Below are 14,929 nucleotides of genomic sequence, written 5' to 3' on the forward strand. Positions count from 1 at the left end.
TAAAACTTAGGGATTTAAGTTTAATTATGTTTCAAGCTCATCAAGGCTACTATTATATTTTAACATCGAGCGAATAATATCTAAAGATTTCGATGAAATAGATGGCATAGCAATTAAACTTAAATTTATTGCCTACATTTAAGGAAAAACGCAATGGGATATCTTATCTCTGTTACTATTGAAAACCTTACCCGCTTTATTTTATACAAACGATCTCACGAAAATCTATCAAAGTTAAACGGTTTGGAGGAAGAACAGGTAGTAAGAATCCTTGAACGGTATCCTGAAGTTTTTACCCGTGTAAGTGTGTCTTTATGCAGCTATAATAACCAGGATCTCACGCTGCACAACGTGTCACATTCCTTATGTGATATCCTATCTACATATCCATACATCTTACATGATTTCCCTAAGGAACTTTTAAGTTCCATTGTCGCCCTCCGGGCCAGCTGACACGATTGCCCAGTTGATAATTAATTGGTAACTAATACGCTATGTTAATAACCTTGCTATAACCGATATAAGTAATTACCTTTCCACATGACACCTTACGATAATAATAATCCTGGCTCAGGTTATATAGATAACAGCGCCAGGCACCTTATAGAACATGACCGAATTATAGTAATAGGAGCCTCAGCGGGAGGCCTTGACGCTATAAAAAAATTAGTGGAGCGCCTGCCCCCCGATTTTCGTACCCCTATATTTATAGTATGGCACATGGCTCCAGGCATGCGTGGCATTGTACCGGATATACTCAATAAATTGAACGCTATTTATGCCGCACATGCGCTGGATAATGAAGTTATTAAACCAAACCGAATTTACATTGCCCCGCCCGATCACCACTTGTTGCTTGAGGAAGGTATAATAAGGCTGTCACGCGGGCCCAAGGAAAATCACTTCCGGCCCGCTGTTGACCCGCTATTCCGTTCTGCGGCATACAATTATGGAAACCGGGTTATAGGGATTGTGCTTTCAGGCAGGTTAGATGATGGTACAGCAGGGCTTTGGCGTATAAAGCATAGTGGTGGCATTGCTATAGTACAGGACCCGGATGATGCCGAAGTCCCTTCCATGCCGGCGAATGCTGCGCGCGAAGTAGCTGTTGATTATTGTATACCTGTAAAGGATATGGCAGCGGTACTTACACAACTTTCCACAACGGCAGTACCTTTAAATAGGGAGCATATGAAAGACGAAAAAACAAAAATTGAAATAGGTATCGCTGCCGGGGACAGTGCGTATGACCGGGGCTCGCTAAAAATTGGCGAACTTTCCCCTTATACCTGTCCAGAATGCCAGGGTGTACTGTCTAAAATAACGGATGGCGACCTGACCCGGTACCGGTGCCATACCGGCCATGCCTATTCTGTTGATACCCTTTTGGCAAGTATCACCGAAAAAATTGAAGGCAGTTTATATAACGCTATGGCGGCCATTGAAGAAAGCATGATGCTGTTAAATCATATTGGCGACCACCTTTCAGAGGTAAACCATCCTCAACTGGCGGCGTTGTATTTTAAAAAGGCAAAAGATGCCGAACTCCGCGCCGACCTTTTGCGTGATACCGTTATGGGGCATGAGCAGCTAAGCAACGACAGATTATTGGAAGAATTATATAAATTGAAAAATGCAGCAAAAGAATAACTTTGTTCAATTGATATAAGCATATGATACATCAGGACTCAGATAACGGAATAAAGGAAGTAAGGCAATTACAGGATAAGCCAGGGAAAAGCGAATTTCTAATCGTAGGGATTGGAGCTTCCGCCGGTGGGATCCAGGCATTACAAAACTTCTTTAGGGCGGTGCCGGAAAAGACTGGTATTGCGTATGTTGTTATCCTGCACCTCTCTCCGGACCATGATAGCCAGGTGACAGCAGTATTGCAACTGGAAACAAACTTACCGGTAACACAGGTCACAGAAAAAGTGTACCTGCAACCCAACCATATTTACGTTGTTCCACCCAACCAGCACCTTTCTATAGAAAAAGATTACATTGCCATCTCGCAAAATGTTACGGTCGAAGAACGGCGTGCGCCTGTCGACATATTTTTCCGCAGCATGGCGGATGAATTTGGCCCAAGGGCTATAGCCGTAATCTTATCCGGTACTGGTGCTAACGGGTCGATGGGATTAAAAAGGGTAAAGGAAAGGGGTGGTGCCTGTTTTGTACAAAATCCCCGGCAGGCTGAGTTTCATGAAATGCCGCGTAATGCCATAGCTACAGAATTGGTTGATGAAATTCTGCCTGTTGAAGAAATTCCTGCAAAAATAGTTTCGTATAAGGACAGCCTCGGTACGGTAGCGATTACCATTGAAGCAAAACAACAAACCGGTGACCAGCAGCAGGCTTTGCGGGAAATTTTCACGCATCTGCGCCTGCATACCGGCAATGATTTTACAAACTATAAACTACCTACTTTGCTGCGCCGCATAGAACGGCGCATTAATGTACGCAACCTGCCTGACCTACAGGCCTATGCCAGGTTTCTAAAGGGGAATAACGACGAGGCTGTCGCTTTGTTAAAAGACCTGTTAATCTCAGTTACAAACTTTTTCAGGGACACAAAACCCTTTGAACTTATGGAGCATGAAGTGCTGCCAGCACTTTTTAAGGATAAATCATCGGGCGACGATGTAAGGATATGGGTTTCCGGCTGTGCGACAGGTGAAGAAGCGTATTCCCTGGCAATGCTATGTGCAGAACTTACTGAAGGTAATATGGACGCACCCAAGGTACAGATCTTTGCCACTGATATAGATGAGGCGGCTATAACACATGCCCGAGACGGTTTGTACAGCCTAAATGATTCTGCCGATGTATCTCCCGAAAGGCTCAAGCGCTTCTTTACCAAAGAAGGAGATTCTTTCAGGATACGGAGAGAAATCAGGGAGACCATTATGTTTGCAGCACACAATGTTTTAAAGGACCCGCCATTTTCCCACCTTGATATGGTAAGCTGCCGTAACCTGATGATATACCTTAACCAGGTCGCCCAGGAAAGGGTTACCGAAACGTTTCATTTTGCTTTAAACCCGGGTGGTTTCCTTTTCCTTGGCACATCTGAATCCGTTGATAACACATCCGATCTATATTCCACTTACAATAGGGAAAATCATGTTTTCCAGAGAAGGCAGGTAACCATGAAAGCGTATCCCGTACCGGAAGCTACGCCGATGCAATTTGAAAAATTCAGGCGGGATTCCACGACGCAGGATCATGAAAAGAGGATATTGGAACGGATATCCTACGGCGACCTGCACCAACAGCTTTTAGAGGAATATGCACCGCCATCGCTGGTTGTTAATGAAGAATATGAAATCCTGCACCTAACGGAACAGGTGGGCAGGTATTTACAAATACTTGGAGGGGAACTGTCCAGCAATCTCCTGAAACTGGTGAAACCGGAATTAAGGCTCGAGCTGCGCTCAGCATTATATAAGTCGACCCAGCGCCAGTCTGCTGTTGAAGCAAGGGGCTTAAAAGTAAACATCAATGATCGTACAGAAACAGTAAATATTCACATCAGGCCCGTACTGCGGTCAGGTGATACCGCAAAAGGGTTCATATTAGTTGTATTTGAACCTGCTGCTGATGAAAGTAACCGGGAGATACTACTATCTTCAGATGAGCCTATAGCCAAACAACTGGAAGAGGAACTGGTCAGGGTTAAATCACAGCTTCGTGCCGCTATTGAGCAGCATGATTACCAGGCAGAGGAAATGAAGGCTTCCAATGAGGAACTCCAGGCAATGAACGAAGAATTGCGTTCGGCAGCGGAAGAGCTGGAAACCAGTAAGGAGGAACTCCAGTCAATAAATGAGGAGCTGCGTACTGTAAACCAGGAACTGAAGATAAAAATTGAAGAGACAAGTATTGCGAGCAATAACCTGCAGAACATTATAAATTCTACCGATATCGGTACTATATTCCTTGACCGGAATTTCAGGGTTGCTTTATATACACCGGCAACAAGCGCCCTATTTAACCTTATTCCCGCAGATTATGGCCGTCCGCTGACCGACATCACTCATAAACTAAATTACCGTAATCTGGTAAGTGATGCGGAAACGGTGCTGGAAAAGTTATCGGTTATAGAAAAAGAAGTTACAACTATTGACGATAAGACCTATTTAATGCGCGTAGTGCCGTACCGCACCGATGAGGACCGTATCAATGGTGTGGTGGTAACGTTCCTGGATATTAATGATCGTAAAGTTGCCGAAGAAGCCTTGCGTAGTGCCGAGGAGAAATACAAACAGGAGCTGGAACAAGAGGTTACGGAGCGTACCAGTGAACTTAAAGAAAGCAGGGATGAATACCTAACCCTGGTTGAAAATACCCCGGATGTTATAACCCGTTGGAATAAAGAATTGAGTCTGGTGTATGCCAATACTGCTTTTGAAGCGCTGACAGGCATTAAAAATAATCTTATGCTCGGCAAAACTAACTCAGAAATGGGGTCTGCGGGTAATATGGAACTTTCTAACAGCATACAGAGGGCGTTTGAAAGCGGCAAAATGCTTGAACTGATTACTGCCCATAACACACCGGGAGGAGACATCTACTTTTATACCCGTATTACCCCCGAAAAGAATTTAGCGGGTGGAGTAGAAACGATACTTGCCATCGCAAGGGAGATCACAGATCTTAAAAATGCTGAAAAGCAACTACTGGAATTAGGAAATGAACTGGCAAAAAGGGCTACCGAATTACAGCGGTCCAATGATGACCTGCGCCAATTCGCACATGTTGCCAGCCATGACCTTAAAGAGCCGGTACGGAAAATAAGTACTTTTCACAGCCGGATCATACAAGAACATGGTAATGAACTGCCCAAAGACGTAAAATTTTACCTTGACAGGATAAAATCAGCTACTGACAGGATGTATGCTATGATAGAAGGTGTACTGCACTATTCTAAACTTGAGAGCGATACAGAAGCATTGCAAAATGTAAACCTGAATGAGACCTTGCGACAGATTGAAACAGACCTTGAGGTAGTCATACTCTCCAAACTGGGGGTAATTGAGTATGAAGAACTGCCTGTGATTGAAGGAAGCCCTATGCTGTTTCATCAGCTATTTTACAACTTGATACTGAATTCGCTAAAATTTGCAATCGAGGGAAAACCGTCGCACATTTCAATAAAATCCTCAGAGGTATTTCGTAATAAAACGAATTACGCAGAGATAACACTTTCTGACAATGGTATTGGTTTCGATCAGAAATACGCAGAAAACATCTTTAACTCATTCACCAGGCTCAATAATGTAGAAGTTTACGAAGGTTCGGGATTAGGCTTGGCTTTATGCAAGAAAATCGTTGAACGCTACAATGGCTTTATTTCTGCGAGCGGCGAAACGAATAATGGTGCCGTATTTACAATATTATTTCCTTACAATAATAAATTTTAAAGTTATGAACTATAAAATTCTACTTATTGACGATGATAGCGATGACCGGCTTTTTTTCAGGGATGCCATTGAAAAAATCTCCACAGGTAACGTATCGTGCATTACTTTAGATGACGGACATATCCTTGTGTCTACCTTAGCCCAAAGCAGCGACGGAAGGCCTGACATAATTTTTACCGATATAAATATGCCCAGGATGAGCGGATGGGAAGTCCTCGCCATGTTAAAAGGGCATGATACTTATAAGGATATCCCGGTTATAATGTACTCTACCTCCAAACATACCGAAGAGATTACCAAAGCAAAAGAATTAGGGGCATTATGTTTCTTTAATAAGCCACAGGATTTCAGGGATCTGCAAAATGCATTAACAGAAGTTGTAAAACACCTTCAGGCAGGGACTATCAACCAGCTTTGTGAAAATTCTACAATATTTACATAAACAATATTTAGCATAGGACATGCTATATATCATATAAGTCATTCACTAAAAGATTACTATGAATAAATCAGGGCCAATAATTATTATAGAAGATGACCTCGATGACCAGGAGTTATTATCTGAGGTATTTCACAAGCTTCATTATAAAAATGAGATCGTCTTCTTTGGCGACGGAGAAGCGGCGCTTACCTACCTGACCGGAACTAAAACAGAACCGTTTATCATATTTTCAGACATTAATATGCCAAAGCTAAACGGCATGGAGCTACGGGCGAAAATCCATGAAAATGAAGAATTGCGCATCAAATCCATCCCCTATCTTTTCTTTTCTACAGCCGCGGAACAGGGCAATGTAGTCGATGCCTATTCAAAATCGGTACAGGGATTCTTTATAAAGCCATCCAGCTTCGATGACCTGTACGACATTGTTAAAACGATTGTAGAATATTGGCAAAAGTGTGTATCGCCGGACTACGTAAGGTAGCGTAGCTAATCATGTAAAGCAATTTATCAATTTACTCTAACAACGTATACCTGCTAAGTTCATACAACGCTACAGAACCATCTTTTTTTAGCACTTTAAATGCCAGGGCAGATTTTTCTTTAACCGCATCCCGCAATGTGCACCATTGTTCGGCAGTAATAGCAATGAGTGACTGGCCGTCAATTGCTGTAATTGTATCACCTAACTCCAGGCCTTTTATTTGCGCCACACTTCCTTCCCAAATAAATGAAACAACAACCTTTCCGTCAATAAAAAGTGGGTCAAAACCCAATGTTTTAAGCGGTTCTTCTTGGTTGTATTCAAAGGGCAGGTGAATCAGGTGCTTTTTCCAATCCAAAATAACCTCATCAAACTGCATTAAAAACTTGTTACCTAACAAAGGCAGCGGGCTTGGGCTAATACGCACAACCTGTTTTTGGAATAGCCTCTTGCCAATGGTAACGCTATCAAGAATGGAAGCATGGTTGACGATGCTCCTATTGCCGTAAAGGGTAAATTCGGTATTGCCGGAACCTTTCCTGAGTATTTTATTTTTAGACGCTGAGCTTTTAAAGTAAAGGCTGTCAGGAAAGTTAAAGGACTGATTGTTCCCTGTGTCGAAAATAGTCTCAAAATTATAGTTGCCAAAAAACAATTTTATCAATGGGGTACCGGAAAAGTTCTCTTCAAAGGGCAACTCATACGTCTTGCCGGTGGGCTTTATTTTTTTATCGGAGAATATAAGTACATTATTTTTATAGTCTATTTTCCAGTAGGAGCTGCGCATCAGGTTAGCACCTATTATGCCGTCGATTGGTGTGCAAAATTGTTCGCTCATTTTTGCGAGGTTCATCGATGCGGCACCGATGTTGCTGAAATTTACAGTTCCGAGCTTTAATTTATTGAGGGTGTAGAATGTTTCGGTTTGCTCCTGGGCTGACCCATCGATGAGCGTATTGCGCATTGCTTCTTTCAAATGCAGTTTTTCCCGAAGTCTGGAAGAAAGTATGGTCACTGCCCCGGTATCAAATAGAAAGTTGTAACTGGTCCCATCGATCTGCACGGTTGTGAAAATGAGATTATTTACCAGCGTAAAGGGGACGGTCTCAACAAAATTCCTGTTGTCTGTCGTAACACCAAAAAGAAATTTATCCCTATTCGCAATTTTTGCTTTATCGTCTGCTGTCTGCCCGAAAGATATTGCCGTAAGAAATAATGCTATAATCAAAAGGATGGATCGTGTCATAATTAAAAATTTGTGGTGCGCCACAAGTAGTATGACGCACCACAAATATATTAAAAAGTTAATGTGCCACCAACTGTTCCGGTGGTAGTTACGGCACCTGTCTGCCAGTTGTACGCATTTGACACGCTGACATTTACAGATACTTTGGCTTTGGGGCAAAGCCCTTTTGCGGAAGCCTCCTGCCCGTTGTCGAAAGATAGTGGTACCCGGCCAATTACACCGGATGCAACACCCCATCCTAAAGATAAGAGGTATCCTTTCGGAAGCCCCCTGAAATACTCAGATTGCTCCGTGGTGAGTTCAAAATGCGTAGAAAACCATTTTATAACATCTGCCGATGCCACTACGGCATCATCCTGTAGTTGCTGGTCGTCGGACTTGTACCATTCTGCCTGGAATGCTTTAACACCATCAGGTGTAAGCGGAAATTTCTTTGCCATAATAAAATTTTTAATGTTATACTGTCAAAATTATAATGTGTAGAGGGTTATCTTTTAAACTATAACACGACAATATATAGCCAATTATAGCCAAATAGGATAAGGACAACTAAACATACAGTCCCTTGCCAGGTAGTTGTAACATTGAATTGGTCGGTCAGGTTAACTTGTTCAATGATGAAAAAATATTAAATTGGCAATCTCTGTAGTGGAATATTACGCCGCAAATTACCGGCCATCAGCCATTGTACTGAGTACTTAACTGCAAAATTGCGGGCACTGACTTCCGCAGGATATTGCACAGGTTATTGTTCCCTTTATAACTCTAAAATTTTTTGATTTACTTAGAAATGTTATTATTTTAAATTTACAGATTATATCAATCTGCCAATTCTATAACTTTGCGGAATGAAAATCTATAAAGACTTTGTTTCTTACAATCAGGCAATCGGTTTATCAAAGCCATTGGATAACGATATTGATGTTGGTTATTATGACCCTCCAAAAATTGTTATCAATACTGATCCGGTTAAAGTAGATTTTTACAGGATATCAATAAAAATTAAATACAAAAGAAAATCTACCCCGAATACTGCGCCTGTCTCTGCGGTGTTTTTTAACACCCCCGATTTAATTATTGAGCCCGGTTGGGATGCAGAACCTACCTACACGGGGATGTACCTGCAACTTTCGAAAAAAATAATCAATGAAAACAGATTTTTATTTAAAACATACCTGGACTACGGACGTCACGAGGCTTTACACTTAACCGACGATGAGGCGGAAGAGGTAGCCGCAGTTTTTAAATTAATGATTAAATATTATGAAAACGATAAGAATCATTTTGGGGTCTTACTTTCATATGTGAATGTGCTGGTCTCGTTGGTGGAAGCTTTTTATAAAAGGCAATTTTCTACTAATCCCAAGCAATATAACCGTGTTGTCACAGATTTTCAGCAAAGCCTTATTGACTACTATAATGAGCCTGTAAAACAACTACCAAACGTGCAATATTTTGCTGACCGATTAGGTGTGACGGCGAACTACCTGGGCGATATTATCAAACATTTTACCCAAAAATCGGCTTTGGAAAATATCCATGACTTTATTATTAAAAGGGCAAAAGAGTTATTGGTTGAAAACCAGAAACTGAATACCACTGAAATTGCTTACGAGCTAGGTTTTGAATATCCCAATTACTTTTCAAAATTCTTTAAGAAGCAGGTTAATCTCACACCAAAAGAGTTCCGGTTGCAAGCCATCAGCAAAAATTAAGTCATCAAAACGCCTCCGAATAGAGGCGTTTTTCATTACCGGTAATTTGTATCTTTTTCACAGGTAATCTGTTTCCATAGATATTTTTTTACAATTGTAGTTTTGCCTATGAACTAACAACATATTAAAATGGAAAACGATAGTACAACTAGCAATTCCGATAACTCCCGTCGAAAATTCTTCCAGCAGACAGCAATTGCAGGGGCAGGATTACTGCTTGCACCAAATTTGATGACAGCTTCGTCAGGCACTGCTGAAATGAATATTAAAAAGGAGGATAAAAAAGACAAAATGACTATAAGGAATCTGGGTAAGTTAAAAGTTTCTGCTTTAGGAGCAGGCTGCATGAGTATTAGTGCCAATTATGGAGCACCGGCAAAAATGGAAGAAGGAATAAAAACCATTCGTAAAGCGTATGAAAGTGGCGTTACCTTTTTTGATACTGCTGAAGTGTATGGCCCTTACACCAATGAGAAGTTGGTAGGTGAAGCCCTGCAACCCTTTCGGCATAAGGTAGCGATTGCCACTAAATTTGGCTTTGAAATCGGTGCCCCAAATATAACCCTGAACAGCAGGCCCGAACACATTAAAAAAGTCGCTGAGGAATCATTGAAGCGCCTAAGGACGGACCATATTGACCTTTTTTACCAGCACCGTGTTGACCCCGATGTGCCTGTCGAGGATGTTGCGGGTGCGATAAAAGACCTGATACAGCAAGGTAAAGTATTGCATTTTGGTTTATCGGAAGCCAGTACGGCAACCATCCGAAAAGCGCATGCTGTGCAACCTGTTTCGGCCATCCAGAGTGAATATTCTTTCATGGAGCGTAGTGTAGAAAAAAATGGCGTATTGGATCTTTGCGAAGAATTGGGTATCGGTTTTGTTCCGTGGGGACCGCTTGGAATGGGTTATCTGACAGGAAAACTAAACTCGCAAACACCTTTTGATAGTAAGTTGGATTTACGTTCGTCATTTGAAAGGTTTACTCCTGAAAATTTAGCAGTAAATATGCCAATTGTGAATCTCCTGAACCGTTATGCATCCAATAAAAATGCAACGGCTTCCCAAATAGCACTGGCTTGGCTCATGGCCAAGAAACCTTTTATCGTTTCTATTACGGGTACCCGCAATATACCGCATCTTAATGAGAATTTAGGTGCTTATGATGTCCACTTATCGAACGCAGAATTTCAGGAACTGGAAATGGAATTTGCAAAACTAAAAGTGTGTGGTGCCAGGATGAATGAAATGCAGATGGCTTTTTGCCAATAGTTTTAGTGGTAATTGCCTATTTATTTTAAACCTACCTAAGAAAGTAAAGCAGAAAATACACATATAATTTGAATCACAACAGGATGAAAATAAGAATTCTATTGGCATTATTGATTACGGTAACAACATTTTGGACAAAAGTGACTGCACAAACTGCGGCAACAAACGTTGCCGTTAAAGAGAAGACAGTATTGCTTATCAATGCGCATTTAACCTATTCCGGACTATCTGAAGGAAAACTGAATGAAGCTTTTTATAACAGAGCTAAAGAGTTTTTTATCGCACAAAACTTTAAGGTTCTGGAAACAAAAATTGAGGTAGGTTACGATGTAGAAGATGAAGTGGAAAAACATATGCAAGCTGATATTATTGTATTACAAACACCCGTGAACTGGGAAAATACACCGTGGATTTATAAAAAATAGGTAGATGATGTTTTTACAAGCGCTATGAAAAGTCAAAAATTTCTCTCTGGCGACGGTCGTTCTACAACAGACCCGACAAAAGAATATGGAACCGGTGGAAAGATGCTGGGTAAAAAGTTTTTACTCTCTGCTACATGGAACGCACCCGAAGAAAGTTTCAACAACCCTAAACAGCGGCTGTGGAAAGGCAAAAGTGCCGATGATGCATTGTTTAATGTAGGCGCAAATTATTCATTCGTTGGGTACACAGTAGTTCCGGGACATTATTGTTATGATGTTTTCCATAACAAGCATATAAAAGAAGATCTGGAAAACTATCCAAAATATTTGGAAGAAGTATTGAACTGTAAGTTATAATCAATCAAAATTATTTTAAGAAAATTAAGATGAGTACTACTAAGAAAGTTTTATTAATCAATACGCACCTAACTTATCCAAATTGGAGCGAGGGTACACTAAATGCTTCGTTCCATCAAAAAGCTAAAGAATTTTTCCAGGCCAACAATTTTGAAATTTTGGAAACGAAAGTTGAAAATGGCTACGATGCCATTGAGGAAGTTGAAAAACACATTGATGCTGACATTATAGTTTTGCAGACACCCATCAATTGGTTTGGAGCACCCTGGATTTACAAAAAATATGTTGACGAAGTGTTCAACAGTGGTCTTCAAAACGCAAAATTTCTTACCGGCGACGGAAGAACAAGAGAAGATGTAACAAAGCAATACGGCACAGGCGGAAAATTGCTGGGCAAGCAGTTTATGGTTTGCAGTACATGGAATGCACCGAAAGCCAGTTTTGATGATTCAGGTCAGGTACTTTTTGAAGGCAGGAGCACTGCCGACGCGCTTATCCAAATTACTAGCAATTATCGTTTCTGCGGTGTTGAAGTTGTAGCAGATTACAACTGCTTTGATATTTTTAAAGATGGTGATATTGCTGGCGATTTAGATTATTATCCGGAGCATTTAAAGCGGGTTTTTAAATTGTAAGAACCAATTTTACTTAAATTCCATATAGCTAATCACAATATTACAATGTTGGATAACGCCGTACACATGATTTTTTACATGTGGATGACGTGCCCTATGCAATAAAAAGTCGGTGCGGGTGCACCGACACAATAAAGCGCGCACGTCTAGCAATTGCAGCAGGGGTTTCCCCGATGCTGTTGCCAGACGTGCGCACCGCTTTGAAACCGCAAAAAGGCGTTCCCGACCACGGGGAGGGATTGCCTTTTTGCGCCAGAAAACCGGCGTAATCAGCCAACCGCTAACGGTTGGCTGCGAAAATTTCCCAAGTTCAGAAAGAACCCCCTTTCGGTGGTAAGCCCCTGCCTGAGTAGCTGCCACAAAAGGCTGCAGCCCATCTGTGCCAAAACGGAGTTGATGAACAAATCCTGTTTTTCAAGGGCTTCGGCAAGGGAGCAGCTTGGCAGGTCTTCGGTATCGCCCTGTGTGAGCAGTTCCGCAAATTCATTTGTAACCTGTGGCAGGCTGCCCACAGGCAGGAACTTTTCTGATGCAGGTTGCTTTATACTTCCAATAGTAGACAGGATAACCTGTCCCGTGTCCCTGCTGTTTCCGAAGTCCATCCAATAGCGGGGCATATCGGAACGGCTTGCATTCAAGTCCAGTTCGTCCAGTACTTCGGCTATCCCGAACCGTGCGGCTGCGGTATCGACGCACGATATATAAATGGCATTCCTGCCTGTTGCGGTGTCATTGGTAAACGGTTTTTCTATGGCTTTCCATGCTGTCCCAAAAAAGCGGTTGGTTCGGGTAATCAGGGCGGCTGCCTTAGATAATCCGATTTCGCACTCGGCAAAAAGCTGCCTGCCACGGTTAGCATCGGTAATGACATCATCATCCCATAGGCTGACCTGAAAGCCTGCATGCCCTAATTGTTGCAGGCTGTGCGACATCCGTGCCAAGCCTGTCAGCACCTGTGAGCCTGTACCGCCTGCCCCGATAAGGCACACGCTTATGGGATTATTGGGGCTCAATAATTCGGGCGCAGTAAAATGCGCTTTTATCTTTGTTTCCATTACAGTAAATTTTTAAGAGTTAGCGGTGTGGTTCTAAGGATATCGGTAGGGAATGGTTTTTTGGGGTCTGCCATGAGTTCTTTATAAAGGTTAAAGAGGTTTACGCCAACGGGGTTGTGTTCGTTGATGTGGTGGGAGAAATAGCTTTCAAAAAAATAGCCCTGCCAGGCGTTAATAAATTCCTCTAATGTGGATGCCGCTTTGATGGCTATAGTGACGTTACCCATGCACACAAATCCTTTTTGATAGAGGTTAAAGAATGGGGCATGAAATAATGGGGTTTCGGCTTTGGGCTTCGTTTTAATGTTCAGGGCGAAGATTTGGAGTTGTTTTTTATTGGCTTTCCAAACAAGCGCAGGCAGGGCAATTGTGCCATTATCCAAACCAAGGCTATCCGCAAAGTAAAGCTTGCGGCGTTGGGGCTTGGTGTACCATACCACGCTGCCGTTCTGTGATGGGTCAAGGTGCAACACGTTGGGCGGTAAAATGCCCTCGGGGCGCAAGAATGCCTTTCCTGACTGCTCACGGGTATCAAGTGCTTTGGAAAGGCATTGGGCTTCCCGTACCGTAAGCGGGTGCGGGTTGATGGGACAGCCGCTGCTGTCCATATCATAGTATTCGATATAAGGGCATGCGCTTCCATGCGTAATAAAAACAACAAGGGCGGCTTTCGGTTCGTATAATTGCAGGGTTTCAGGTATCATAATTCCTATTATTTAAGAGGTAGCACAATTCATTGACAAGGGGCAGCAGGCGGCACTCATAATCAAGGGTGTCGTTATCCTGACTGCGCCCGTCAAAGCAGCGGTTCAGGACAGGTTCCTGTATCGACAGGCACTCGCCAAATTCGCTGTTGATGGACTGTTCAAGGTTATTGTAGAGCCACCCGTCGGTGGAAGCGACAAAACCGATGTATTTTTCCATAGTAATGCAGTCAGTATCATCATAACAATCACTTTCAGGGTCAGGCAGGCAGCTTTCATCGGCATGCGCATAGATATTCACTTTCGGGTACTCCTGCGAAAGGGCATAGAATTTTTTGGCAAGGCGGTGGCAGTCGCACTCAAACCCATCCTTTGGATGGAACTTTTCAAGCCATTCCCCAAAACGGTCACGGTGTATGGTGTTCCAAAGCCTGCGCATCATGGTTTCCCCGATATATTGTGCAGCCCTTACCTCCCGTACATTATTGTGATACTCCTCCGCGTCCCATCCGTCAGGGTCGCCTGTTACCCAGTCGGCAAGCATTTCATAATTCCAATACAGGTAGCTGTTTTCCTCGGTGTAAAAAGGAATGCCTGCGGAATAGCAGAGGTAACGAAAAATACAGAGCAGCAGCCGTGTCGCTTTCCTGCGTTTTTTGTCCCGCATCAGGGTATGCAGGGGCAGCACAGGGATATAGAACAATATATTTTGCGTGTCAAAACGCTCGGTTACCTGTAACACAAATTTGCCGTTATCTTCTACCATCGTAATTTCAATATGTTGCGGGTGGTTATCCCGCAGCAGCCGGGCAGCTTCGTGCAGGGCGACCTCCCTGCTATAGGGATAGGTAAAATCTTTTGTGTCAACAGGTTTTATTCTATAGTGGCTGCACAGCAAATCAAAACTGCGGTAAAAATCCTGTTTTTCGCTGCCGCCTGCCACAGCCTGCCCCGTGTGATGAGGCAGGAAACGGGTTTTCAGAAAACCATAGGCAGCAGCCCCTGCGGGGCTGATTGCAGGCGGTCGGCAAGTACTTCGGCGGTGTCTTTCCTGCGCTGCAAGCCCATAAGGAACTCGGCTGCGTTTTTGTGCAGTAGTTTTTGCCTTTTGTTTTGGGGCAGCCGTAACTGCCCTGTTATTAACTTTTGCATAATCCATAACATTATA

Annotated in this window: 12 protein-coding genes and 1 pseudogene; 8 read left to right on the forward strand and 5 right to left on the reverse strand. The window is 42.7% G+C overall.

The window, feature by feature from the left end; translation table 11 throughout:
* Positions 1-540: 540 nt before the first annotated feature.
* The 4 genes from FMM05_RS13450 to FMM05_RS13465 are packed head-to-tail and all read left to right on the forward strand — an operon-like array spanning position 541 to position 6,352.
* Positions 541-1,650 carry a chemotaxis protein CheB gene (locus FMM05_RS13450; RefSeq protein WP_221932274.1) on the forward strand — a complete coding sequence of 370 codons (1,110 nt, stop codon included), beginning with the start codon at positions 541-543 and terminating at the stop codon, positions 1,648-1,650.
* Between the two features lie 23 nt (positions 1,651-1,673).
* Positions 1,674-5,426, forward strand: coding sequence for a CheR family methyltransferase (locus tag FMM05_RS13455; protein WP_143373916.1), 3,753 nt, complete (start codon positions 1,674-1,676; stop codon positions 5,424-5,426).
* A 4-nt stretch (positions 5,427-5,430) separates the two neighbouring features.
* Positions 5,431-5,868 carry a response regulator gene (locus FMM05_RS13460; RefSeq protein ID WP_185965588.1) on the forward strand — a complete coding sequence of 146 codons (438 nt, stop codon included), beginning with the start codon at positions 5,431-5,433 and terminating at the stop codon, positions 5,866-5,868.
* A 58-nt stretch (positions 5,869-5,926) separates the two neighbouring features.
* A complete protein-coding gene (locus FMM05_RS13465) occupies positions 5,927-6,352 on the forward strand; it encodes a response regulator (RefSeq protein ID WP_143373918.1) in 426 nt (141 codons plus the stop codon).
* A 31-nt stretch (positions 6,353-6,383) separates the two neighbouring features.
* On the opposite strand, the gene FMM05_RS13470 is transcribed toward FMM05_RS13465, so the two are convergent.
* On the reverse strand, positions 6,384-7,598 hold the full coding sequence (locus FMM05_RS13470) for an aspartyl protease family protein (protein ID WP_185965589.1): 1,215 nt from the start codon (positions 7,596-7,598) through the stop codon (positions 6,384-6,386).
* A 50-nt stretch (positions 7,599-7,648) separates the two neighbouring features.
* The gene (locus FMM05_RS21015; RefSeq protein WP_185965590.1) at positions 7,649-8,038 is read right to left on the reverse strand and encodes a hypothetical protein; all 390 of its coding nucleotides are present in this window, start codon (positions 8,036-8,038) and stop codon (positions 7,649-7,651) included.
* A gap of 408 nt (positions 8,039-8,446) precedes the next feature.
* Here FMM05_RS21015 and FMM05_RS13475 point away from each other — a divergent pair, with 408 nt between their 5' ends.
* From FMM05_RS13475 to FMM05_RS13490, 4 genes and pseudogenes are all read left to right on the forward strand, one after another.
* Positions 8,447-9,313, forward strand: coding sequence for a helix-turn-helix domain-containing protein (locus FMM05_RS13475; protein ID WP_143373920.1), 867 nt, complete (start codon positions 8,447-8,449; stop codon positions 9,311-9,313).
* Between the two features lie 129 nt (positions 9,314-9,442).
* On the forward strand, positions 9,443-10,585 hold the full coding sequence (locus FMM05_RS13480) for an aldo/keto reductase (protein ID WP_185965591.1): 1,143 nt from the start codon (positions 9,443-9,445) through the stop codon (positions 10,583-10,585).
* Positions 10,586-10,668: 83 nt separating this feature from the next.
* Positions 10,669-11,367 (forward strand): annotated as a pseudogene (locus FMM05_RS13485) (NAD(P)H-dependent oxidoreductase).
* Positions 11,368-11,396: 29 nt separating this feature from the next.
* Positions 11,397-12,002: an NAD(P)H-dependent oxidoreductase gene (locus FMM05_RS13490; protein WP_143373921.1), complete on the forward strand. Its 606-nt coding sequence runs from the start codon at positions 11,397-11,399 to the stop codon at positions 12,000-12,002.
* Positions 12,003-12,271: 269 nt separating this feature from the next.
* On the opposite strand, the gene FMM05_RS13495 is transcribed toward FMM05_RS13490, so the two are convergent.
* From FMM05_RS13495 to FMM05_RS13505, 3 genes are read right to left on the reverse strand one after another with little or no spacing between them, the layout of a single operon-like run.
* Complete coding sequence (locus FMM05_RS13495) at positions 12,272-13,057, reverse strand: PRTRC system ThiF family protein (RefSeq protein WP_143373922.1); 786 nt, start codon at positions 13,055-13,057, stop codon at positions 12,272-12,274.
* On the reverse strand, positions 13,057-13,761 hold the full coding sequence (locus tag FMM05_RS13500; protein ID WP_143373923.1) for a PRTRC system protein B: 705 nt from the start codon (positions 13,759-13,761) through the stop codon (positions 13,057-13,059). The genes FMM05_RS13495 and FMM05_RS13500 overlap by 1 nt, the downstream gene beginning before the upstream one ends.
* Positions 13,751-14,920, reverse strand: coding sequence for a hypothetical protein (locus FMM05_RS13505; RefSeq protein ID WP_143373924.1), 1,170 nt, complete (start codon positions 14,918-14,920; stop codon positions 13,751-13,753). Before FMM05_RS13505 ends, FMM05_RS13500 begins: the two co-directional genes overlap by 11 nt.
* Positions 14,921-14,929 lie beyond the last annotated feature (9 nt).

Origin of the sequence: Flavobacterium zepuense, from assembly GCF_007097145.1 — a bacterium.
In the GTDB taxonomy this organism is placed as follows: domain Bacteria; phylum Bacteroidota; class Bacteroidia; order Flavobacteriales; family Flavobacteriaceae; genus Flavobacterium; species Flavobacterium zepuense.

Bases quoted from the DNA above. Each gene is read 5' to 3' on its own strand.
- FMM05_RS13495 (WP_143373922.1), bottom strand. From the start codon at position 13,057: ATGGAAACAAAGATAAAAGCGCATTTTACTGCGCCCGAATTATTGAGC.
- FMM05_RS13460 (WP_185965588.1), top strand. From the start codon at position 5,431: ATGAACTATAAAATTCTACTTATTGACGATGATAGCGATGACCGGCTT.
- FMM05_RS13490 (WP_143373921.1), top strand. From the start codon at position 11,397: ATGAGTACTACTAAGAAAGTTTTATTAATCAATACGCACCTAACTTAT.
- FMM05_RS13455 (WP_143373916.1), top strand. From the start codon at position 1,674: ATGATACATCAGGACTCAGATAACGGAATAAAGGAAGTAAGGCAATTA.
- FMM05_RS13505 (WP_143373924.1), bottom strand. From the start codon at position 14,920: ATGGATTATGCAAAAGTTAATAACAGGGCAGTTACGGCTGCCCCAAAA.
- FMM05_RS13475 (WP_143373920.1), top strand. From the start codon at position 8,447: ATGAAAATCTATAAAGACTTTGTTTCTTACAATCAGGCAATCGGTTTA.
- FMM05_RS13465 (WP_143373918.1), top strand. From the start codon at position 5,927: ATGAATAAATCAGGGCCAATAATTATTATAGAAGATGACCTCGATGAC.
- FMM05_RS13500 (WP_143373923.1), bottom strand. From the start codon at position 13,761: ATGATACCTGAAACCCTGCAATTATACGAACCGAAAGCCGCCCTTGTT.
- FMM05_RS13450 (WP_221932274.1), top strand. From the start codon at position 541: ATGACACCTTACGATAATAATAATCCTGGCTCAGGTTATATAGATAAC.
- FMM05_RS21015 (WP_185965590.1), bottom strand. From the start codon at position 8,038: ATGGCAAAGAAATTTCCGCTTACACCTGATGGTGTTAAAGCATTCCAG.
- FMM05_RS13470 (WP_185965589.1), bottom strand. From the start codon at position 7,598: ATGACACGATCCATCCTTTTGATTATAGCATTATTTCTTACGGCAATA.
- FMM05_RS13480 (WP_185965591.1), top strand. From the start codon at position 9,443: ATGGAAAACGATAGTACAACTAGCAATTCCGATAACTCCCGTCGAAAA.